The sequence below is a fragment of the Aliivibrio sp. 1S175 genome (assembly GCF_001690985.1).
Classification (GTDB): Bacteria; Pseudomonadota; Gammaproteobacteria; order Enterobacterales; family Vibrionaceae; genus Aliivibrio.
Genome location: NZ_MAJS01000005.1, coordinates 97,671 through 120,502, shown reverse-complemented (window position 1 = coordinate 120,502; position 22,832 = coordinate 97,671). Strand labels below are relative to the sequence as shown.

Genomic DNA, 22,832 nt, shown 5'->3' with positions numbered 1-22,832 from the left:
GTTTGCTGTAATTTATAATCTATAAAAGATTATAGAGATTAACGATTGTGAGTGATTGAGCTTACTGCTGCTAGTTCAGCGGCATCTTGCTCTTGTTGCTCTTGACGTTCACGAGCATCAAGTAGATCTTTTGTGATCAGGCCTTCTTCGATTTCACGAAGAGCGATAACAGTTGTTTTATCGTTCTCTTCAGGCACTAGCGCATCTTTACCACCAGTTTGTAGCTGACGTGCGCGACGAGATGAAACTAAAACAAGGTCGAAACGGTTGCCGATTTTTTCAACTGCGTCTTGAACGGTTACACGTGCCATGAGGACTCCAATTTATTAACAAAAATAGTTATATGTTGAGAAAGTATACAAGTAACCTGTATAAGTTTCTAGCTAGGGTTACAAGATACTAATAGAAATACGAAGAATCTAGTCAGATAATAACGCGTCTAACATGCCTTTGTATTTCATGGTTTGTTTGTCTTGCTTTAAGCGCTCTGCACGAATAATGGCACGGAAGTCCATTTGTGCAGTATCAAAGTCATCATTAATGATCACATAATCATACTCATGATAGTGAGATATTTCAGACTTTGCTTCACTCATGCGCTTAGCAATAACAGCATCGCTGTCTTGACCACGTGCATTTAAGCGTCGTTCTAGTTCCCCATTTGATGGAGGAAGAATGAACACACTTTTTGCTAAAGGCATTTGTTTACGGATTTGACGAGCACCTTGCCAATCAATATCTAAAAACACATCAATGCCTTTATCAAGAGTTTCTTCGATCCATACGCGAGAAGTACCGTAGTAGTTTCCAAATACTTCTGCATATTCTAAGAATTCATTTTTTTCGATCAACTCTTCAAAATGCTCTTTCTGAATAAAATGGTAATGAGTACCATCAGTTTCTCCTGGACGCATACCTCGAGTAGTATGAGACACAGAGACTTTCATAGCATAAGTTGGGTTGCTTTCTAACAGTGCCGAGATCAAACTCGACTTACCAGCACCACTTGGCGCTGACACAATATAAAGTGTACCTTTACTCATGATAGATTCTCTTGGGAGTTATGGCATTTCTCTGTAAATTACGCTTTAAACGTAGAATAAAGATGAATGCGAAGCATAGAAAATTGGGTGGCGAAGAATAGCACAATCTAGAATTAATTTGAATGAAATAAATACGCTAATTGAAATAATAATTTTGTGTTAACGTTGCTTCGCACTATCATTAGAGCTTAAACAATTAATATCCTTATTATAGTTATTACGGTGGACAATGCCTCATGCCTTCTCATTTACCTAAAGGGTTCAGTAAACCTTTCTTAAAAGTATTCCATATATTAGAAGCCATATTGCTGGTTGCGATTACGTTAGCGACCTTGTTTGCGATGGTAAATGAATTTGTACATGTTTTTGCAGAACAACAAATTCAACTTACAGACATATTATTAATGTTTATTTATCTTGAAGTGTTAGCCATGGTGCAGCAATTTGTGATGAACGGTAAGATCCCAGTACGTTACCCTATTTATATCGCAATGATGGCAATCGCTCGTTACATAACGTTGGGTATGAAAGAGTTGGATGCGGTATTAGTGGTATGGTTAGCGCTCGCCGCCTTTATTTTAGCTGCGGCAACGTTATTGATCCGAGCGGGGCATTATTATTGGCCGTACGAAGCGCATGAGAATAGTAAGAAATATGATGAGTAACCAGAGCTAACACTCTGGTATTTAATAGAAAGCCTCGTAGATTATCCACGAGGCTTTTTTAATGGTTCGCAATTAGAACTGATTATTCAATGTTCTGGATCTGCTCACGCATTTGTTCGATAAGTACTTTAAGCTCAACGCCAGACGCCGTTACATCTGTGCTGATAGATTTAGACGCTAGCGTGTTCGCTTCACGGTTAAATTCTTGCATCATGAAATCAAGTTTACGGCCACAAGCGCCGCCTTTCTTCATCACATTCGTTGTTTCTTTCACATGTGAATCTAAACGGTCAAGCTCTTCAGCTACGTCAGATTTTTGAGCAAGAAGGATAAGCTCTTGTTCAACACGAGAAGAATCTAATTCAATTTTCGCATCTTCAAATTTAGTCAAAAGACGGTTACGTTGCCATTCTAAAATCTCAGGCATACGTGCACGAACTTTCGCTGCTTCTTCAGTGATCGCATCTAAACGCTGAACGATCAATGCCTTCATGTTTTCGCCTTCGCTTGCACGGGCTTCAACAAAATCATTCACAGCCAGTTCAAATTCCGCCAATAGTTCTTTATTGATTGAATCGAAATCTTGCTCTGGCGCTTCCATTACACCTTGCCATTGCAGAACTTGGAAAGGGTTAATACCGCCTTCGCCAGATTCAGTTTTTACCCACTGCGCCGCTTTAATTACTTGGCGAGCTAGGTCTTCATTGATTCTTAATTCGCTGCTTGCTGCGTTGTTTGATTCAAAACGTAGGTGGCATTCTACTTTACCGCGAGCAAGGCGCTTACGAAAACGCTCACGTAATACAGGCTCTAAACCACGAAATTGTTCTGGCATACGGAAGTAAGTTTCTAAGTAACGTTGGTTTACAGAGCGGATTTCCCACACTGCCGTACCCCAATCGCCTTTTACTTCGCGGCGTGCGTAAGCTGTCATACTGTAGATCATGTAAGCGTCCTCAAATCATCAATAGGAAGGATGATGCATAAAAATGTTGGCGCTACTATAGCAGATAAGCGCTTTAGGAAGTAATAGCAATCTGTGTAAGTAAATGAGAGAAGAAAACAGACGCTATGCTTTATTATGGGAGTTCGGTATAATCGCCGACAATTTGTCATAATCAAGGTATCTGCCATGCGTCCAAGCGGAAGAACAGCTCAGCAAGTCCGTCCAATTACGATTACTCGTCACTTTACTGCACACGCAGAAGGGTCTGTATTAGTTGAATTTGGTAATACAAAAGTAATTTGTACTGCAAGTGTTGAAGAAAATGTTCCTCGCTGGTTAAAAGGCAAAGGTAAAGGTTGGGTAACGGCTGAATACGGCATGCTACCTCGTGCAACACATACACGTAACCGTCGTGAAGCAGCAAGTGGTAAACAAGGCGGCCGTACGATGGAAATCCAACGTCTGATCGCTCGTAGCCTTCGTGCTGCTGTTGACCTAGAAGCGCTAGGTGAGCAAATGATCACGGTCGATTGTGATGTTATCCAAGCGGATGGTGGTACACGTACTGCGTCTATTACAGGCGCAAGTGTGGCATTAGCTGACGCTATCAACCACATGATCGCATCAGGCAAACTGAAAAAGAACCCAATGAAAGGGCACGTTGCTGCTGTTTCTGTTGGTATCTATAAAGGTGAAGCGATTTGTGACCTTGAGTATTTAGAAGATTCAGCCGCTGATACCGACATGAACGTCGTAATGATGGAAGACGGTAAGATGATTGAAGTGCAAGGCACGGCAGAAGAAGCGCCGTTCTCTCATCAGGAATTGTTAGATATGCTGGCTCTGGCGCAACAGGGCATCAATGATATCATTGAGCAGCAGAAAGCGGCGTTGGCCGAATAATTGATTTTTTAATGGCTCCTGATTCAGGGGCTATTTTTTTATGTATTTTAAGAGCAGAGTTCAGATCGCTTCGCTTGCAGAATTCAGAGGCGGGCGCTGTAATCACCACGTTCACCTCTGAACTCTGCAAGGGAGCTTGCGACCGATCTGAACTCTAATGCAGCTTTACCGATTTGAAAGTTATAAATTATTAACCAAAAAGAGAGAATGAAGATGAAAGCATACCAGCGTGAGTTTATTGAATTTGCCCTTGAGAAAGAAGTCCTAAAGTTTGGTGAGTTTACTTTAAAGTCTGGCCGTATAAGCCCATATTTTTTCAACGCTGGTCTATTTAATACCGGTCGTGATCTAGCACGTTTAGGTCGTTTCTATGCCGCGGCATTAGTTGAATCAGGTATTGATTATGATGTGTTATTTGGTCCTGCATACAAAGGCATTCCAATTGCAACGACAACAGCGGTTGCATTGGCTGACCACCACGATACAGATAAGCCATATTGCTTTAACCGTAAAGAAGCAAAAAATCACGGTGAAGGTGGCAACTTAGTCGGTAGTGCACTTGAAGGTCGTATCATGTTGGTTGATGATGTGATCACAGCAGGTACTGCAATCCGTGAATCAATGGAAATTATCCAAGCAAACGGTGCTGATCTTGCCGGTGTTCTTGTAGCAATCGATCGCCAAGAAAAAGGCAAAGGCGAATTATCTGCGATTCAAGAAGTAGAGCGTGATTTTGGTTGTTCAATTATCTCAATTGTAAGCTTAACTGACCTTATCTCTTTCTTAGAAGAGAAAGGTGGCAATGTTGAGCAACTTGAATCTGTAAAAGCGTACCGTGCTGAGTTTGGTATTTAATACCAGTCGTATTGATCAATGATAATAGTAGTATAGCTGGCTGAATGTCGGCTATTTTTTTGCATAATGTATAAAGTTACACATAAAACGTAACAATTTTACTTCTCATTTTTATCGATTAAAGCGTACTTTTTGTAAAAGTAACGAGTAAACTGAAATAAGACATATATTGAGGTTAAGCCCATGCAAGAAAACCATAAGATTTTAGTTGTTGATGATGATGCTCGCCTTCGTTCTTTGTTAGAGCGTTATTTATCAGAGCAAGGCTTCCAAGTTCGTAGTGTTGCAAATAGTGAACAAATGGATCGTCTGCTAGCACGAGAAACGTTTCACTTAATGGTATTGGACTTAATGTTACCAGGCGAAGATGGACTATCTATTTGTCGTCGTTTACGTAGTAATAACAACATGCTGCCAATTTTAATGCTGACGGCAAAAGGCGATGAGATTGATCGTATTGTTGGTTTAGAAGTTGGTGCAGATGATTATCTACCGAAACCATTTAATCCGCGCGAGTTATTAGCTCGTATTCGAGCGGTATTACGTCGTCAAGTTATTGAAGCGCCAGGTGCGCCAAGTGCTGAAGATAAAGTGGTTGAGTTTGGCGATTTCCGTCTAAATTTAGGCACGCGTGAGATGTTCCGTAATGAAGAACCGATGCCATTAACATCGGGTGAATTCGCGGTACTTAAATCATTAGTAACGAATATGCGTGAACCTATGTCACGTGATAAGTTGATGAACATGGCTCGTGGCCGTGAATATTCAGCAATGGAACGTTCTATCGATGTTCAAATTTCTCGTCTTCGTCGTATGATTGAAGAGGATCCAAGTCGCCCTCGTTATATTCAAACGGTATGGGGATTGGGTTATGTGTTTGTACCGGATGGTGCAGAGGGATAGAGAAGGGACGAGAGTCGAGGATTCAGGTAAAGAACTAGAAACTATACGCTGCGCTAACTGGAACGCTTCGCTCCTATAAGGTCAAAAGCGGAAGATCTAGAATTTAGAGTGTTGTAATTGCAGCGTGTAAAATACAGTTCCTCCCCTTATATTAACTATGTCGATCTCATCGTTATAGCGATAAAGGGGGGGAGAATCCTTCTTTGTCGCTGTGATAACAACATCCACCTCTGAACCCTGCAAGCGAAGCGTCCTGAAACCTAAAGTCACACCAGCCATACTTGCTCTTATAGTTTCTAGCTAGCGCAGCGTATAGTCTCTAGCTCTCTTAAAATTCATCATTAAACAGAGAACGCCCATGAAAAGTACCTTCGCCAGAACACTATTACTTCTCGCCTCACTCCTTATAGCCAGTCAAATATTCTCTTACCTTGCGGTATTTAACTACGCGTTATTACCAAGTTTGCAGCAATTCAACCGTATTCTCGCTTATGAAGTGCGCTTAATGCTGGCTGAAGATGTCACGCTTAAAAGTGGTAAAAATGTGCAGTTAGGACAACCATTGCGTCGTCAATTATTAGAGCAGCTTGGCGTCAGTCTTCATGATGAACATGATCCTGAAATGAAAGAGTATTACGAAGCCAGCCCGGTAGATTTTTTAAGTGAAGAGATGTCGCAAGAGCTTAACTCGCCAACAGAAGTACGCTTGATACTCGGCTCTGATAGCTATGTATTATGGATGAAGAGTGATGCGATGCCTCAGTTTTATATGCGGATCCCACTTTCAGAGCTGCAAGAAGAGGATTTTGCCCCGCTATTTAGAAACAGTCTGTTTATTGCTTTATTAGTTATTCTTGGTGGTTGGGCGTTTATACGGATTCAGAACCGGCCATTAATGGCGCTGCAAACAGCTGCTCGCAAGGTGGGTAAAGGAGAGATCCCAGAGCTATTACCTGAAAGAGGAGCCTCAGAAATTCAAGCGGTAACGCGTGCTTTTAATCAAATGTCGAAAGGAATTCAGCAATTAGAGCAAGACAGAGCGTTATTAATGGCAGGGGTGAGTCACGATATTCGAACCCCATTAACTCGTATTCGCTTAGCCACTGAGATGATGTCACCAGAAGATGATTATTTAGCTGAAAGCATGATTAAAGATACTGAAGAGTGTAATGAGATTATCGGTCAGTTTATGGATTATCTGAAGCCGGCAGCGACACAAGATTTTATTGATGTTGATTTGAATACCATCGTTAATGAGGTCATTTTAGCTGAAGGTGGTTATGAGCGCGAAATCAAAACCAACTTGGTGGATATACCTAAATCTATTCATGGTAATGGGGTAGCGATTAAGCGTGTTGTCACCAATTTAGTCGTAAACGCCATTCGTTATGGTGGTGATTGGATTTCAGTTTCTACGCGAGTATCAGCCGATCACAAAACCGCGTGGGTTATCATTGAAGATAACGGCCCAGGTATTGATGAAGCGCAATTAGAGTCCGTGTTTGAACCTTTTACCCGTGGTGATACGGCGCGAGGAAGTGAAGGCACCGGTTTAGGCTTGGCGATCGTAAAACGTATTGTTGGCCAGCATCAAGGTGACGTGAGTTTAGCGAATCGTCGTGAAGGTGGATTGAAGGTTCAAGTCATGTTTCCGCTTGGGAAATAAAAGGGGATAGCAGGGACTGGATTCGAGGACGCTTCGCTCGAGGGGCGAGGAAGAGCAAAAGCGAAGGTTTCAGGAAAATCAAAAGCGAGTACACCTGAAACCTAAGAGATACGTGCTCTTATAGTTTCTAGTTAGCGCAGCGTATAGCCTCTAGCTCTTTCCTCCCAAACATAAAAAAGACCGCAGACGATAATCATCTGCGGTCTTTTTTTACTCGTCCCTCGAGCGAAGCGTACTCGTATCTCGCCTCTGCTCTTAGATCTTCGCTTCTTCTTTCTCTTCTTCAAACACTTCACTGCTTGGAAGAATAATATTCAGAAGAATCGCCGTCACACCACCCGCCGTTACGCCGGATGAGAAAATGTTTTTAATCATCTCAGGCATGAACTGAAGGATTTCAGGTTTTTGTGCCAAACCAAGGCCCATAGAGAAAGACATTGCCATGATTAAGATGGCACGACGGTCTAGATCAACACGAGAGATAATACGCACACCCGCCGCCGCAATCGTACCGAACATCACAATCGTAGCGCCGCCAAGTACAGGCTCAGGAATCACTTGAACAAAGCTTGCAACACCAGGGAATAGACCAAGGATAACTAACATACCTGCAATGAAGTAACCCACATAACGACTAGCAACCCCTGTTAGCAAAATTACGCCGTTGTTTTGGCTGAAAGTAGAGTTAGGGAAACTGTTGAATGCGGCTGCAATAGCAGAGTTAAGGCCATCGGCTAATACACCGCCTTTAATACGCTTGATGTAAACAGGGCCTTTTACTGGTTGGCCTGATACTTCAGAGGTTGCGGTAATATCGCCAATCGCTTCTAGTGCGGTGATTAAGAAAATCAGAACCAGAGGAATAAACAAAGACCAATCAAAGCTTAAGCCATATTGCATTGGAATTGGCAGAGCAATTAGTTCAGCGTCATGAGTCATATTGGTATTGAGCATACCCATTGCCCATGCCGCTATTGTCCCTACCGCCATCGCAATCACGATAGAAGCCATACGCAGGTAAGGGTTAGTAGAGCGGTTAAGCACCACTATGATAAGTAATACCGTACCAGCCAACGCCAGTTTATCTAAGCTACCAAATGTGCCATCACCCATTGCAGAGTAACCACCACCCATTGACACAAGGCCAACTTGGATAAGCGTTAAACCAATTAATGTCACAACAATGCCAGACACTAATGGAGTAATGATTTTTTGAGCGTATTCAAGTACACGAGAAAGGAAGATTTCAGCAGTCGACGCCACTAAGATAGTACCGAAAATGGCAGCCATCATTGTTGGAACATCAGCGCCCCCCGCTTTAAGTGCTAGACCTGCACCAATGATTGGACCTAAGAAATTAAAGCTTGTGCCTTGAACAGAAAGAAGACCAGAACCAATAGGACCAAAGGTTTTGATTTGAATAAAAGAAGAAATACCAGAAGCGAATAGAGACATACTAATGATGGTATTAGTTTCTGCTGCTGGAACACCAAGCGTCTGACAAATGATCAGAGAGGGAGTAATAATCGCGACAAACATCGCCAATAAATGCTGAAGTGCAGCAAATAAAGTTTGCGGTAGCGGTGGACGCTCATCTAATTGATAAATCAGTTCAGATGGTTTTGTAGTGTTATTTTTAACGGTCATGGCCGATATTCCTAATTGTATAACGTTGTCTTCATGGTTCGCTGAATGGGAGCATGAAGTGAGAAGGGGTCAATCTGTGATTGCTGTTAATCAGAACCTGTCTCTGTTGGGGTTGATTGATTAAATGAGTGCTTAATCAATTGGGACGGTATTCTACGGATAAAAAAGCAAAAAGCAATCGTTTGCTTGTGGTTTTTTAGAGCTGAGTTCAGAGGAGATCGTTGTGATTGCCGTGGGATGAGGAAACTAGAGGCTATACGCTGCGTTAACTAGACCGCTTCGCTTCTATAAGAGCAAAAGTGGAAGAGCTAGAATTTAGATCACTTTGCTTGCAGTGTGCGCAATACAGTTCCCTCCCCTTAATAAGGGGAGGGTTAGGGAGGGGTCATTGCGATGAAGCTGGAATTGAGTTCATAGCTAACTTAATTAATTCGCTGTTAGTTCTTGACCCCCTCCCAGCCTCCCCCTTAGTAAGGGGGAGGAGCTAAAAGCTAAAAGCGAGTACCTCTGAACTCTGCAAGCGAAGCGATCTGAATTCTAGTTCTTTAGCTCTTATAGAAGCGAAGCGTTCTAGTCTCTAGTTAGCGCAGCGTATAGCCCTAACTCCGTCCCGTCCGACAAACCGCATACACATCAATGCGCTCAACACCCGCTTTTCTTAACTCAATACACAACAAATTAATTGTCGCACCAGTTGTCACTACATCATCCACAATCGCCACATGCTTCTCATTAATCGGCTTCATCACCTTAAACGCACCAACAAGATTAGATTGGCGGAAAGAACGAGATAAGCCTTGTTGAGGGCGAGTTTCTCTAATTCGTTTTAGGGTTTTAGTTTCGCAGCGGGTCATTTTATTTTTGCGATTGAATTCTCTTTCTAGCGTCCATCCTAAATGATCACTTTGATTATAAGATCGCCACCAAAAACGTTTCCAATGCAGAGGGACAGGAAGAATAAGTGGGGCAGGCTCTGGAATATAAGTACTTAGTAATATCCCCAAATCTTGAGCTAACCAAAATTGTTGAGCGTATTTAAGTTTGCCAACGTATTCTCTTAGTGGCTCAGAATAATCACTAATACAAAACAATCGATCCCATTGTGGTGGATGAATTAAGCAATCACCGCAAACGTCAGTGTCGTGTTTGGTTTGCAAGCCACATTTCAGGCAACGAGGTACGTTCGCAATTAAATCCAAGCAAGGCTGACACCAAATAGTATCGGATGGAGGCATCGCCAAACTGCAATAATCACAGTGGCTGACACTAAACTTTTGCATTGACCTTCGTAGTAACCTGATGAACACTTAGCTATCCATTTAAATTGAAACGAATAGGCAGTGTAGATGACAACTTCTCTTTATTGGCAAACGGAAGGCGAAGGTTCCGATCTGGTTCTCATTCATGGTTGGGGTATGAACGGTGCAGTGTGGATGCCGATTGTTGCGCAACTACGTTCTAAATATAAAGTACATACGGTTGATTTATCTGGCTATGGATACAGTGCAGATCTTGGCAGTGCTGATTTCGATAAGATGGTCGAGCAAGTCTTAGATCAAGCTCCAGAGAAAGCTGCGTGGTTAGGCTGGTCTTTAGGTGGGTTAATTGCGACTCAAGCTGCGTTGGTTTCCCCTGAGCGAGTGAGTCAATTGATTACGGTTGCGAGTTCTCCGTGCTTTTCTGCTGAAAAAGGATGGCGAGGTATTAAACCTGCAGTATTGTCGTTATTTACAGAGCAATTGAAAGACGACTTCAAATTAACGGTTGAGCGATTTATGGCATTGCAGGCCATGGGTAGCCCAAATGCGAAACAAGACATTAAGCAAGTAAAGCAGGCTGTTTTTTCAAGACCCGCTCCAAATCAAGCCGCTTTAGCTACAGGTTTAACGATTTTGGCCGATATAGATTTACGGGAGCATCTATCTCAATTAACCATGCCAGTATGTCGAATGTATGGTCGTTTAGATGGATTAGTGCCGGTTAAAGTGGCTCATGATATGGATGAACTTATTCCTCATTCAGTTAAAGTCGTTTTTGATCAAGCATCTCATGCTCCATTTATTTCACATAGCGATGAATTTATTATGGAATTACATCGTTTTTTAGCTCGATAAGATTAACTGTTCATTTAATTCGCTTAGTTTTTCGATAAGGAAACGTTTTATGATCTTTTCACCTAACAGTATCAGTGTGCCGCTTATTGCACCTTCTGTTAATTTGCCAACAGAACAAGTAGCACGTGAAAATCGTGTTAAAAAACCTGTTGTGCCAACGACAAAGATGAGTGAAACCACATCTGAAAAAGCAATTAAAGGCGATGATAAACAGCACAAACGTGATTCGTGGGTACCCTCAGACCATCCCGGATATGACGTGGTGGAAGAGAAAGAAGATCCGAAGCCTCGTTTTGGAACCTTGTATGATATTGATGATGACTTGGCAAAATTGGCTAGATTGTTATCACTAGATACCTATGCGCAAGGTGAGGGCACGGGTTACACCATGCGTTTTAATTTACCTAAAGAGTTATTAGAAAAATTGGCAGAAATGGGAAGAATGGTTCGCCGCAGAAGTGTGATCAGTTTTCATTATGATAAAGCGGTAGTGCCGAATAATCCGTCGGATATATTGGCGGTGCTTTAAGAGCAGGGACGAGAGTCGAGGAAGAGCAAAAAGCGAGGTTTCAGATCTCCGGTTTCAGGAAGTTCAAAAGCGAGTACATCTGAAACCTTCAAGCGTAGCGCCCTGAAACCTAAGTTATCACCACGCTAGCTATACACGCTCTTATAGTTTTTAGTCAGCGAAGCGTATAGTTTCTAGCTTCGCTTTCCACATTTCTACTTCTTCGCTTTCGCAAACGCAGCAGCAAACGCACCACCCATCGCCGCATTACCAACATCATTATTCGAACGCTGTTGTCTTGCAGAAGAGGAAGGTCTTGGCGCTTGAGTACGCTCATTACGCTGCTGTGGCTTATTTGATTGACGCTGAGGACGGTTATCTTCCCCAGGAGTATCATTTAAACGCATAGACAGAGCGATACGCTTACGTTGAGCATCAACTTCCATGACTTTCACTTTCACGATATCGCCAGCTTTAACCACTTCTCGCGGGTCAGAAATAAACGTATCACTTAATGCTGAGATATGAACTAGCCCATCTTGGTGAACACCGATATCAACAAACGCACCAAAGTTAGCCACGTTAGATACCACACCTTCCAATATCATCCCTAATTCAAGATCTGATACCGTGTTTACGCCATCAGCAAAGGTTGCCGTTTTAAATTCAGGACGAGGATCTCGACCCGGCTTATCAAGCTCTGAAATAATGTCAGTGACGGTAGGTAGACCAAAATCAGCGCTGATGTAATCGTTCGCAGCAACAGAGCGTAAAAACTCGGTGTTACCAATAATCGCATCAATCGCTTTATTGTTTTTCTCTGCCATCGCTTTAACCACAGGATACGCTTCAGGGTGAACCGCTGAGGCATCCAGAGGGTTTTTACCATTCATGACACGTAAGAAGCCCGCACATTGTTCAAAGGCTTTTGGCCCTAAACGAGCGACTTTTTTCAATGTAATACGGTTTTCAAAGCGACCATTTTCATCACGGTAATCTACGATATTTTGTGCGATTGTCGTCGATAAACCGGCAACTCGTGTCAATAATGCGGAAGATGCCGTATTTACATCAACCCCAACGGCATTTACACAGTCTTCAATAACCGCATCTAGCTTTTTCGCTAATTGGCTTTGGCTAACATCGTGTTGATACTGACCAACACCAATCGCTTTCGGGTCAATTTTTACCAGTTCAGCCAGAGGATCTTGCAAACGACGAGCGATAGAAACCGCACCACGGATAGACACATCTAAATCTGGAAACTCTTTTGCTGCTAGCTCAGACGCCGAATACACCGATGCACCAGCTTCACTAACAATAATTTTGGTTGCCGATAAGCCTGATTTTTTCAGTAAATCACCCACAAACGCATCGGTTTCACGTGAGGCGGTACCATTACCAATCGCAATCAAATCGACATTGTGACGTTTGATTAAGGTTTCGATAATCTGTGCAGATTGCGCTGTTTTATTGTGAGGTTGGTTTTGATAAATCGTATCAGTAGCCAATACTTTACCTGTCGCATCAACCACAGCCACTTTAGTACCGGTACGTAAACCAGGATCTAAACCGAGAGTGGTTTTAAGACCAGCAGGCGCCGCCATTAGTAGGTCTTTAAGGTTGGTAGCAAATACATCAATGGCTTCGTTTTCAGAACGCTCTTTTAAGCCGCCCATTAATTCCGTTTCCATGTGCATTAGAATCTTAATGCGCCATGCCCAGCTAATCACTTGTTTACGCCATAAATCAGCAGGTTGAGAGCCTAAAGTAATACCGTAATGATTAGCGATGATGATTTCACAATACGAACCGCGAACGCCTTCTTCTTGAGATGGGTCAGCATTAATCGCTAATTGTAAGAAGCTTTCATTACGACCACGTAGCATTGCTAATGCTCGGTGAGACGGTATTTTAGTTAATGGTTCATGGTAGTCGAAATAGTCTTTAAACTTTTCGCCTGCCTGTTCTTGTCCATCAACCATTTTGGAAACAAGTTCAGCGTTGTGTGTTAGGTAGTTACGTACCTTTTCAAGCAGATTGGCATCTTCTGCCATACGTTCCATCAAGATTGCACGAGCACCGTCTAGGACCGCTTTGGTATCAGCAAACCCATTATCGGCATTAATATACGATTGAGCCGCATCTTCTGGGGTATTTTCAGGTTGCGTCCACAATAAATCTGCTAGTGGCTCAATGCCGGCTTCAATTGCAATTTGACCTTTAGTGCGACGCTTACGTTTGAAGGGTAAGTACAAATCTTCAAGACGAGTTTTGCTGTCTGCATCTAAAATCTCACGTTCTAGTTCAGGCGTCAGTTTTTCTTGTTCTTTGATTGATTTTAGAATTGATTTACGACGATCATCCAACTCTCGTAAGTAAGTTAAACGCGTGTCTAGTGTACGAAGTTGAGTATCATCCAAACCTTCTGTTACTTCTTTACGGTAACGCGCAATAAATGGAATGGTGCTGCCTTCGTCAATCAATTGAACAGCAGCGGTAACTTGTTGAGGGCGAACGTTAAGTTCTTTAGCAATTATATTTATTATCATTTTGATTCTTTTTTAATTAATTAAAAGCGTGTGATGAGGCTGTTTGTTTTAACTAGAGACTATACGTTTCACTAACTAAAAACTATAAGAGCATGTATGTCTGATTTGGCTAATAATATTTTTCGCTTTTGCTTTTATAGGAGCGGAGCGATCTAGTCTCTAGTCAGCGAAGCGTATAGTTTTAATACCTAATCGAATTCACAAACCATTCTTTATCTCCCTCCGGCGTTTTTACAATCGCTTCTTCATCCACTTCTTTCTTGATGAGCGCTCGCGCCATAGGAGAATCAATCGAAATATAATCATGGCGACCAAAAATTTCATCTGGGCCAACAATGCGAAAAGAGAGGGTATCGCCTTGTTCATTTTCAATCTCAACGAACGCACCGAAAAAAACTTTACCATCTTGTTGAGGGGAGTAATCGACGACCTTGACTAAATCTAAACGTTTACGTAGATAGCGCACACGGCGGTCGATTTCACGAAGGCGTTTTTTGTTGTATTGGTAATCTGCGTTTTCACTGCGATCACCTAAGCTTGCCGCCCAAGTTACCTTTTTGGTAACTTCGGGGCGTTCTTCTTTCCATAGAAACGAGAGTTCATCTTGCAGCTTATTGAAGCCCTCTCGTGTGATTAAATTGGTTTTCATTATTCCTGATTTAAACTCCGAATGACAATGTACGATTAATCGTAGCGAATGCCTTTTTTAATATTTGGGTCTTCCATGGTTTTAAAGCGTTTATGTAGCCACATCCATTGAGGGATGCAGCGAAGAATAATACGCTCAACCGCTTGGTTCATGACAGTTGCAGAACCAACAGGGTCTTTCTGCGGGAATTGGTCACTAATATCATTATCAATATGTAGGTGATAATTGTTATAGGTTCTAAATCCAGACGCGGTAACAACCGCGCAATGACTTGCGCTGATTAAAATATCAGAACCGGTCGTAGTACAAGCGTCAGGAACCGCAAAGAAAGGCACAAAGACAGATTTGTTACGGTTATAGTCGTGATCCGGCATATACCAAAGGCGTCCGCCTTTACGTAATACTCGGAGCATGCCTTTAATGTCTTTACGATCAATCATTTGATTGCCGTTATTGGTACGGCCCCAATATTGGATAAAATCATAAGCAGGGTTGTTATGTGGTCGATAAACACCATAACCAGGAGAGAAAAAGGTAAATGCACGAGCTGTTAATTCAAGATTAAGAGCGTGTACACAAATAACAAGAACACCACGACCTTCTTTTTCAAGATCAAGCATGTGTTGTTTGTTTTCAAAACTAAAATGTTTTTCAACTCGCCAATTTGGCCATACCCATGCCATTGCAGTTTCAAAAATGGCTAAGCCTGAGTTTTTGAAATTTTCAACAATGATGGCTTCACGCTCAGAAGACGACATATCAGGAAAAGCCAATTCTAAATTACGACGAGCAATATGAGCGCGTGATTTTCCCACTTTTAAGCCGAGTAAACCAAGCGCTCTTCCTAATCTATAGGTTGCTTTATAAGGCAGTAACGTCACGATTGTAAACAAAAGACCAAAGCCCAACCACACCCCCCAATATTTAGGATGTAGAAGTGCGGTGGAGAATTGAGGAGCTTGGTATTTTGACATCGTAAACCTATTTAATTAAATGGATTTATTGGATCTGAGCACTAAGTAGCGCCCAATGTTCATTGAAATTTGCTGTTGGCTGATATTTAAAATCTGATCGAACAAAACGACAGAAACTGCCTTCTACTTGACTAATTAGCTGTGCAGATAAAATGGCTTCATCAACGGGAAAAGCTTTACCTTCACGAAGCATGCGTTCACGTAGAATTTGTTTAAACTGAAGTTCAATACGTTCAAATATCTGATTAACACGGTTACGTAAGCGTTCGTTTTCAAACATCAGCGCATGGCCCGTCATAATGCGAGTTAACCCTGGGTTTCGTTCAGCAAAAGCCAGAAGCAGTTTTAATAATAGCTCAATGCGCTTTAAGGTATCTTTTTCTTCTTCGATAATTCGATTGATACGAGAGAATAGAGATTCTTCAATAAATTCGATTAAACCCTCAAACATTTTCGCTTTACTTGGGAAATGACGATATAGAGCAGCTTCTGATACACCGACTTGTTTTGCTAATTTGGCAGTGGTAATTCGAGAAGCACCTTCATTTGACTCTAGCATTTCAGCTAAAGCTTGTAATATTTCATCACGACGATTTGTTTTTTTTGTTGTCGTCATTGTTGTTCCTTTGTCTTTTTTATTTTAATGGTTCTGAAACTAGAAACTAGACCGCTTTGCTCCTATTAAAGAGCAAAGCAGGTTTCCGTTTTCAGGATTCAGGGGACTTGCTCTTGCTTCTATAGTTTCTAGTTAGCGCAGCGTATAGTCTCTAGTTCTTTTCCTGAAACCTAATAATTCACTATATCAGTCATTCACGCTCTTACTAGTCTCTCAACTATTTCTAACATAATTGCTTTGCCTAATTCTGATTTTGCCGTTAACGGTAATGCTTTATCTCCACTTTTCCAATATAGGTGAAGCGCATTATTGTCGCTATTAAAACCTTGTCCCTTAATTGAGACATCATTAGCACAGATCATATCTAGATTTTTTCGCTCTAATTTAGCGCGTGAATACTTTTCAACCTCTTGAGTTTCAGCAGCAAAACCGACAGTGAATGGACGATGCTCTGTCATTGAGGCAACAGAAGCGACAATATCTGGGTTCTTAACCATGTGAATCGTCATGCCGTCTTCATTCGACGTTTTCTTTAGTTTTTGTTCTGAAACTAAACTTGGTCTGAAATCAGCTACGGCCGCACACGCAATAAAAATAGAATGTGAAGCTGAATTATTCATCACTGCACTGTGCATTTGTTCAGCGCTTTCAATGTCAATTCGTTCGACATTGTCAGGAGTAATTAAATTCACCGGGCCACTAACTAGAGTGACCTTTGCGCCCAGTTTTGCAGCGGCGTCGGCAATCGCAAAGCCCATCTTTCCTGAACTATGATTTGAGATATAACGAACGGGATCAAGGGCTTCTCGGGTTGGTCCAGCAGTAATGAGTAAAGAATGACCTTGAAGTGGTTTCTCATCATTTGTTTGAAAAAAGTCTTCACACAAATGCACTAAGTCCATTGGTTCAAGCATTCTACCCATACCAACATCACCACATGCTTGTTGGCCAGCCGCGGGACCCCAAATATGCATACCGCGACGAGAAAGAGTCGCAATGTTCTCTTGCGTGGCGATGTTCGAATACATTTGTTGATTCATTGCAGGAGAAACCGCAATGGGAGAATCAGTTGCCAGCACTAATGTCGATAATAAATCGTTTCCCATTCCCGCAGCCATACGAGCAATTAAATCGGCAGTAGCAGGCGCTATTAGTACAATATCAGCCCATTTAGCTAATTCAATGTGACCCATTGAGGCTTCTGCTGCCGGATCTAATAGACTATAAGCAACAGGGTGACCAGAAACAGCTTGCATCGTTAACGGGGTAATAAACTCTTTTGCGGCAGTTGTCATTACAACTCGAACTTCCGCTCCGCGTTCAATAAGTCGACGAGTAAGCTCTGCGCATTTATATGCTGCAATGCCACCACTAATACCAAGAAGAATTCGTTTTCCTGAGAGAGATGCCATGACACTAATAACCTTATAAGTGATTCACCGTAATGCGCTAACCATATCATAAATCTTTTTTTTAGGGATGAACTTCAATCGGGAATTCGCATGACAAGGTAAGTAAATGACGGAAAACATAATTGCAATCAAGGTTTGAACTAAGCCGAAGAGAAATGAAAGAAGAGGGCGAGTATTTTTTATTGATCATAGTCTGTATAAATATTAATCACAATATGAGTCATTATGTCTTTAATGAATTTACCAGAAGAATCTCGCCCTAGAGAAAAATTACTCGCATTAGGACCAAAATCATTAACGGATGCAGAGTTGTTAGCTATCTTTCTTAGAACAGGCATTAAAGGAATGAATGCCATTGAACTCGCAGATAAACTGTTAAAAGAGTTTGGTTCTTTAAGAAAACTCTTGGGAGCGAATGAAAATGAATTTTGCAGCCATAAAGGATTAGGTACAGCGAAATTTGCACAGTTACAAGCGGTAGTCGAAATGACGGAACGCTATTTGTTTGAAAAAATTGAAAAAGAAGATGCATTAACGAGTCCAGAGCATACCAAGCGTTATTTAACACGAATATTAAGAGATCGGCACAGAGAAGCGTTTTATGTTCTTTTTCTTGATAATCAACATCGAGTGCTTAAAGGTGAGGTCTTATTTGAAGGGACAATCGACTCAGCAGCCGTTTATCCGCGAGAAGTTGTAAAAAGATCGATAGATTATAATGCAGCCGCCATCATTTTAGCGCATAATCACCCATCTGGTGTCGCAGAGCCAAGTCAAGCTGACAGAAGGATAACAAAACGTATCTCAGATGCAGTTGAATTGGTGGATATCCGAGTCCTCGATCATTTTGTGATTGGTGATGGAGAAATTGTCTCTTTTGCCGAAAGAGGATGGATTTGAGTGTTTTTTTAAGCGATTGAGTAAAAAAAACACAAAAAACAGTAAAAATGACCCCTTTGGGTCTTGAGCAATGCGCATTCAGTTAGTATAATGCGCGACCTTTGATAGCCTTGAATTATTAATTTCATTTGAAATTTTTAGTGGTTTTTTGCCACCAAGGTGATATCGAGCTGAAACGATTTGGAGAAGACAGCAATGTCCCGAGTATGCCAAGTAACTGGTAAGCGTCCTGCAGTTGGTAACAACCGCTCACACGCAAAAAATGCCACCAAGCGTCGTTTTCTGCCGAACCTACAAACTCATCGTTTCTGGGTAGAAAGCGAAAAACGCTTCGTTAAACTTCGTCTTACCGCTAAAGGTATGCGTATCATTGATAAGAAAGGCATCGATGTCGTTCTTTCTGAAATGCGTGCTCGTGGCGAGAACGTTTAAAAGGATCTAGAAAATGGCTAAAGGCGCACGTGAGAAAATCAAGTTAGTATCAACTGCTAACACTGGTCACTTCTACACAACTGATAAGAACAAACGTAACATGCCTGGCAAAATGGAGATCAAAAAATTTGATCCTGTTGTACGTCAGCACGTTCTTTACAAAGAAGCTAAAATCAAGTAATTCCATTACTGATTGCAACTTTGATATATTGAAAACCCAGCCTTGTTGCTGGGTTTTTTTTTGCGCGAAAGAACAGGATTCAGGACGCTGCGCTGACTAGACCGCTTCGCTCCTATAAGATCAAAAGCGGTAGAGCTAGAGTTCAGATCGCTACGCTTGCAGAATTCAGAGACACTTGCTTTTTCTTTTATAGTTTCTAGTTAGCGAAGCGTATAGTCTCTAGTTTCAAATATTATACGCTGAAATCACAATGTTCACCTCTGAACTCTGCAAGGGAGCTTGCGACCGATCTGAACTCTGCTTTTAAAAAAGGATTTCAAATGAAAAAATCATCACGCCGCAAATACAACAACATGCTGATCATCTTTGTATTACTCTTCATTGGCGTCCTACAAGCCCCACAGCTAATTAAAACCTACCTACTCGAACCAGAACGACAAATAGAAACAGTAACAGGCGTACAGCCGTTATTTGAAGGTATTAATACCATTCAGAAAATGCATTTTTCAGATTATGATCTTACTTCCGATACGTCAGAGGTAGATAGCCAATTGATTGAACGTTGGTTTACTCTCGAGGGCACAGTACTGAATGAAGAGTCAGTAAAAGTATTGAAAACCAAATTACCAGCCCCAAGCACGGTAGAGGTGTGGTTAGATAATCAAGAAGAGCCGCAGCGAGTGACGATTTACCAAGCTCCGAATTTCTGGATGATGCAGAATTGGCAAGGTGAATGGATAGCGGTGAGCGCGGAAGAAGGGTATCTGTTTAGAAACTAAAGACTATACGCTTCGCTAACTAGAAACGATAAGAGCAGGAGTGAGTGGCGTGGCAATGTTTTAGGTTTCAGTTGTGTTCACTTTTTTCTTTTATAGGAGCGAAGCGGTCTAGTTAGTGCAACGTATAGTTTCTAGAACTTATTTATCAAAGGATCAAAAATGCCAGAACTACCAGAAGTAGAAACCAGCCGCTTAGGGATAACACCACACCTTCAAGGGCAAACCATCAACGCGATTACTGTGAGAACAGATAAACTGCGTTGGCCAATACCTCAAGAATTGCAACGACTCGTAGGGCAACGAATTCAATCCATTCGCCGTCGTGCTAAGTACCTGCTTATTGATACACCAAATGGTACCGCGATCATACATCTTGGCATGTCGGGTAGCTTACGGATACTTGATGAAACGATCCCGCCAGTCAAACACGATCATGTCGACCTTGTTTTAGACAACGGAAAATTACTTCGCTATAACGATCCTCGTAAATTTGGTGCTTGGTTGTATTCGGAAGTTGGACTTCAACATGCAGTTTTAACTAAGCTTGGTCCCGAGCCACTTACTGATGTATTTAATGCTGAATATCTAGAAGAAAAAGCAAAAAACAAAAAAGTCGTTGTAAAACAATTTATTATGAATAACGCGATTGTTGTTGGGGTTGGGAATATTTACGCTAGTGAATCCTTATTTATGGCGTGTATAAACCCTAAAACACCTGTTGGTGCACTTGATTCATCACAAATAACTCGTTTAGTGATAGAAATTAAAACGGTTTTAGAAACCGCGATCAAAAAAGGTGGAACAACACTAAAAGATTTTAATCAAGTTGATGGGAAACCAGGATATTTTGCACAAGAATTGCATGTATACGGACGTGCTGGGAAAGAGTGCTTAATTTGTCAGTCACTCATTCAAGAAGAAAAAATAGGACAGAGAAATACATTTTGGTGTGAAAACTGCCAACCGTTTGACCTGTAAATTATTATCAAAATACAAAATACAAAATACAAAATACATAGAGAGTTAAATGAATTTTCAAGAAAATTATAAGCAACTGAGTAGAGTTATTTGGTTATCTGTTTTTATCGCAGTTACTGTACTTTTTGTTGGGCGGTTGATCTTCTTATTTAATATTGCGGATAGTGTGCAACTTGCTCAACGAAGCACAGATCTTTGGCGTGCTTTGTTTATAGGCTTTCGTTTTGATTTGAAAGTCGTGGTTATCGGTTTTGCACCGTTATTACTTATTGGTTTAATTTTTGCCGCTTTTCCAAAATGCTATCGAGTATTGGAAAAATTTTTCCATTGGTATGCAGGGCTTATTTTCTTTTTAGTCACAGGTTTTTCAATTGGTAATTATTACTATTATCTTACTTATGGTAATCATATTGATGTCTTTATCTTTGGTTTAGCTGATGATGACACCAAAGCGGTATTAGCGAATGCATGGGCTGATTATCCTATTTTCTTGTCGTTTATTAGCAGTGTGATAGTCGCTTTATTCTTTGCCATTATTGTCCGTATTGCAGTAAATAAAATGCAGCAATGGGAATGGAAACCACAACACAAAGGGCTTACGACTTTATCTGTAATTGCGATGATTTTAACCGTATTCTTTTTTGCTAGAGGCACATTAGGCTCTCATCCATTAAAACGTTATCATGCTCAAGTATCTGATTATAATGTTCTAAATAGCATGACTCCTAATGGACTCGTTGCACTTGAATGGGCGAAAAGTGATTATAAAAAGCAAAATAAATTTCATTCGGTTAGTAAAGCCCAGCTTGAAGAGCAATTCAAGAAAGTTGTAGGCAATACTACAGGTCAATTTAGAACACCCTATAATGCCTATTTAACAGAGAATAAACCTCATGTAGTCATGGTTCTAATGGAAGGCATGGGAATGAATGTATTGGTTGAAGATAATTATCCAGAAAATGATCTTTTAGGTGCATTACGACCTGCTTTTGAATCTGATTTTGTGTTTACTCGATTTTTAGCAGAAACAACCGCAACCATTAACTCGTTAGTCAATATGCTAGGTCAAAGTAACGTCCCGACTATCAGTCACTCTTCTGCACAAAAAGTACAAGTTGCAGCAGCAGCAGCTCGACCTTATAAAGAGGCGGGTTATAAAACCATTTTTATTACGGCAACTAATGGAATGTGGCGGAATGTGGCGAATTATTTACCATCTCAAGGGTTTGATGAAATTCTTGATGAAAATGCGATATTAAAAGCATATCCAGAAGCAGAAGAGTTTCGTGGAGAGTGGGGATTATCTGATGAATATACGTTTAAGTTAGCTGAGAAAGTATTAAAAGAAGCAAAACAACCATTGATGATTTATATCCTCACAATTACGAATCATACCCCTTATCAAGTACCGGCTAATTATGATGTGAAGCCCTTAAAAGTCAGCGGTCAGTTACTTAATCGAATGAAAAAGGGCGAGAAAGAGGCCACTAGAATGTATGAAACTTATCAATATGCAAATAATGCATTAGGTCAGTTTGTGGCAGATATAAAAGCATCTCCATTAAGCAACTCAACATTGATAGCAGCTACTGGGGATCATAAGTTGCGAGGATTTACGATGAAATATCCTGAGGACCTTGCTGTTACTAATTCAGTGCCGTTCTATCTTTATATACCTGAAAAAATTAAAGATAAAGTAGGGTACCAATACAATAAAGACCGTGTTGGCTCTCATAAAGATATTTTTCCTACGTTATATGCTTTTAGTTTATCTAATGCTAATTATTACAGTTTAGGCGGTGCTAATTTACTAGGTATGGATTCAACACCACGATTTGGTTATCACTCAGAAATGACATATACAGATAAAGGTGTTTATTTAAATGCATACCCTGAAAAATTATACTCTTGGGTATCTGACCTTGGAGTGGATAAGGCTTTTACATCGAATGAAAAAATACATATTGGACCTGAATACCATCAATTACAGACGTTGTATATTAATGGGCAGGTAAAAGGCACAAAGTAAAACAATAAAAATAAGACCACACTCTTTGATACAGTTAAAAAGAGGTGGTCTTAATATATTTAAATAGATTTTTGATAGAG

The 22,832-nt window shown here is 41.0% G+C and carries 23 protein-coding genes; 13 read left to right on the top strand and 10 right to left on the bottom strand.

Annotated features, from left to right (window positions below):
- Window positions 1-38: 38 nt before the first annotated feature.
- Window positions 39-311 (bottom strand): DNA-directed RNA polymerase subunit omega, encoded by a 273-nt coding sequence (gene rpoZ / locus A6E06_RS01290; protein WP_065594460.1) that lies wholly within the window; start codon window positions 309-311, stop codon window positions 39-41.
- Window positions 312-419: 108 nt separating this feature from the next.
- Window positions 420-1,043, bottom strand: a complete 624-nt coding sequence (gene gmk, locus A6E06_RS01285) for a guanylate kinase (protein ID WP_065594459.1) — start codon at window positions 1,041-1,043, stop codon at window positions 420-422.
- A 236-nt stretch (window positions 1,044-1,279) separates the two neighbouring features.
- Here gmk and A6E06_RS01280 point away from each other — a divergent pair, with 236 nt between their 5' ends.
- Window positions 1,280-1,708 carry a phosphate-starvation-inducible protein PsiE gene (locus A6E06_RS01280; RefSeq protein WP_065594458.1) on the top strand — a complete coding sequence of 143 codons (429 nt, stop codon included), beginning with the start codon at window positions 1,280-1,282 and terminating at the stop codon, window positions 1,706-1,708.
- An 82-nt stretch (window positions 1,709-1,790) separates the two neighbouring features.
- Here A6E06_RS01280 and A6E06_RS01275 read toward each other — a convergent pair whose 3' ends face one another.
- Entirely contained in the window at window positions 1,791-2,654 is an 864-nt protein-coding gene (locus A6E06_RS01275) for a YicC/YloC family endoribonuclease (RefSeq protein ID WP_065594457.1), read from the bottom strand.
- A gap of 186 nt (window positions 2,655-2,840) precedes the next feature.
- On the opposite strand from A6E06_RS01275, the gene rph reads away from it, so the two are divergent.
- The 4 genes from rph (at window position 2,841) to envZ (ending at window position 6,981) form a co-directional block, all read left to right on the top strand.
- Window positions 2,841-3,557 carry a ribonuclease PH gene (gene rph / locus A6E06_RS01270; RefSeq protein WP_017022159.1) on the top strand — a complete coding sequence of 239 codons (717 nt, stop codon included), beginning with the start codon at window positions 2,841-2,843 and terminating at the stop codon, window positions 3,555-3,557.
- A gap of 213 nt (window positions 3,558-3,770) precedes the next feature.
- Window positions 3,771-4,412 (top strand): orotate phosphoribosyltransferase, encoded by a 642-nt coding sequence (gene pyrE / locus A6E06_RS01265; protein ID WP_065594456.1) that lies wholly within the window; start codon window positions 3,771-3,773, stop codon window positions 4,410-4,412.
- 183 nt (window positions 4,413-4,595) lie between these two features.
- On the top strand, window positions 4,596-5,315 hold the full coding sequence (gene ompR, locus A6E06_RS01260; protein ID WP_065594455.1) for a two-component system response regulator OmpR: 720 nt from the start codon (window positions 4,596-4,598) through the stop codon (window positions 5,313-5,315).
- Between the two features lie 340 nt (window positions 5,316-5,655).
- The gene (envZ, locus tag A6E06_RS01250; RefSeq protein ID WP_255312043.1) at window positions 5,656-6,981 is read left to right on the top strand and encodes a two-component system sensor histidine kinase EnvZ; all 1,326 of its coding nucleotides are present in this window, start codon (window positions 5,656-5,658) and stop codon (window positions 6,979-6,981) included.
- A gap of 255 nt (window positions 6,982-7,236) precedes the next feature.
- Here envZ and A6E06_RS01245 read toward each other — a convergent pair whose 3' ends face one another.
- Together A6E06_RS01245 and A6E06_RS01240 are read right to left on the bottom strand one after the other, a co-directional pair.
- Window positions 7,237-8,628: a uracil-xanthine permease family protein gene (locus tag A6E06_RS01245; protein WP_065594452.1), complete on the bottom strand. Its 1,392-nt coding sequence runs from the start codon at window positions 8,626-8,628 to the stop codon at window positions 7,237-7,239.
- A 599-nt stretch (window positions 8,629-9,227) separates the two neighbouring features.
- On the bottom strand, window positions 9,228-9,908 hold the full coding sequence (locus A6E06_RS01240; RefSeq protein WP_065594451.1) for a ComF family protein: 681 nt from the start codon (window positions 9,906-9,908) through the stop codon (window positions 9,228-9,230).
- 66 nt (window positions 9,909-9,974) lie between these two features.
- Between A6E06_RS01240 and bioH the strand changes: the two genes are divergently transcribed.
- Window positions 9,975-10,742, top strand: coding sequence for a pimeloyl-ACP methyl ester esterase BioH (gene bioH / locus A6E06_RS01235; protein WP_065594450.1), 768 nt, complete (start codon window positions 9,975-9,977; stop codon window positions 10,740-10,742).
- A 49-nt stretch (window positions 10,743-10,791) separates the two neighbouring features.
- Window positions 10,792-11,271 carry an ATP-dependent Lon protease gene (locus A6E06_RS01230; RefSeq protein ID WP_065594449.1) on the top strand — a complete coding sequence of 160 codons (480 nt, stop codon included), beginning with the start codon at window positions 10,792-10,794 and terminating at the stop codon, window positions 11,269-11,271.
- 194 nt (window positions 11,272-11,465) lie between these two features.
- Here A6E06_RS01230 and A6E06_RS01225 read toward each other — a convergent pair whose 3' ends face one another.
- The 5 genes from A6E06_RS01225 to coaBC all read right to left on the bottom strand — a co-directional run bounded on the left by A6E06_RS01225 (window position 11,466) and on the right by coaBC (window position 17,453).
- On the bottom strand, window positions 11,466-13,802 hold the full coding sequence (locus A6E06_RS01225; protein ID WP_065594448.1) for a Tex family protein: 2,337 nt from the start codon (window positions 13,800-13,802) through the stop codon (window positions 11,466-11,468).
- A gap of 181 nt (window positions 13,803-13,983) precedes the next feature.
- Window positions 13,984-14,451 (bottom strand): transcription elongation factor GreB, encoded by a 468-nt coding sequence (greB, locus tag A6E06_RS01220; RefSeq protein WP_065594447.1) that lies wholly within the window; start codon window positions 14,449-14,451, stop codon window positions 13,984-13,986.
- A gap of 35 nt (window positions 14,452-14,486) precedes the next feature.
- Window positions 14,487-15,425: a Kdo(2)-lipid IV(A) acyltransferase gene (locus A6E06_RS01215; protein ID WP_065594446.1), complete on the bottom strand. Its 939-nt coding sequence runs from the start codon at window positions 15,423-15,425 to the stop codon at window positions 14,487-14,489.
- Between the two features lie 25 nt (window positions 15,426-15,450).
- Window positions 15,451-16,041 carry a nucleoid occlusion factor SlmA gene (gene slmA, locus A6E06_RS01210; protein ID WP_065594445.1) on the bottom strand — a complete coding sequence of 197 codons (591 nt, stop codon included), beginning with the start codon at window positions 16,039-16,041 and terminating at the stop codon, window positions 15,451-15,453.
- Window positions 16,042-16,235: 194 nt separating this feature from the next.
- Window positions 16,236-17,453, bottom strand: coding sequence for a bifunctional phosphopantothenoylcysteine decarboxylase/phosphopantothenate--cysteine ligase CoaBC (coaBC, locus tag A6E06_RS01205; protein WP_065594444.1), 1,218 nt, complete (start codon window positions 17,451-17,453; stop codon window positions 16,236-16,238).
- Window positions 17,454-17,678: 225 nt separating this feature from the next.
- On the opposite strand from coaBC, the gene radC reads away from it, so the two are divergent.
- The 6 genes from radC to A6E06_RS01175 all read left to right on the top strand — a co-directional run bounded on the left by radC (window position 17,679) and on the right by A6E06_RS01175 (window position 22,752).
- A complete protein-coding gene (radC, locus tag A6E06_RS01200; protein ID WP_065594443.1) occupies window positions 17,679-18,353 on the top strand; it encodes a DNA repair protein RadC in 675 nt (224 codons plus the stop codon).
- Between the two features lie 195 nt (window positions 18,354-18,548).
- Window positions 18,549-18,785 (top strand): 50S ribosomal protein L28, encoded by a 237-nt coding sequence (gene rpmB, locus A6E06_RS01195; RefSeq protein ID WP_012549069.1) that lies wholly within the window; start codon window positions 18,549-18,551, stop codon window positions 18,783-18,785.
- A gap of 13 nt (window positions 18,786-18,798) precedes the next feature.
- Window positions 18,799-18,966: a 50S ribosomal protein L33 gene (gene rpmG, locus A6E06_RS01190; protein WP_012549068.1), complete on the top strand. Its 168-nt coding sequence runs from the start codon at window positions 18,799-18,801 to the stop codon at window positions 18,964-18,966.
- A 320-nt stretch (window positions 18,967-19,286) separates the two neighbouring features.
- Complete coding sequence (locus A6E06_RS01185) at window positions 19,287-19,745, top strand: hypothetical protein (RefSeq protein ID WP_065594442.1); 459 nt, start codon at window positions 19,287-19,289, stop codon at window positions 19,743-19,745.
- A 159-nt stretch (window positions 19,746-19,904) separates the two neighbouring features.
- Complete coding sequence (mutM, locus tag A6E06_RS01180; protein ID WP_065594441.1) at window positions 19,905-20,723, top strand: bifunctional DNA-formamidopyrimidine glycosylase/DNA-(apurinic or apyrimidinic site) lyase; 819 nt, start codon at window positions 19,905-19,907, stop codon at window positions 20,721-20,723.
- A gap of 49 nt (window positions 20,724-20,772) precedes the next feature.
- On the top strand, window positions 20,773-22,752 hold the full coding sequence (locus A6E06_RS01175) for an LTA synthase family protein (RefSeq protein WP_065594440.1): 1,980 nt from the start codon (window positions 20,773-20,775) through the stop codon (window positions 22,750-22,752).
- Window positions 22,753-22,832: the final 80 nt, after the last annotated feature.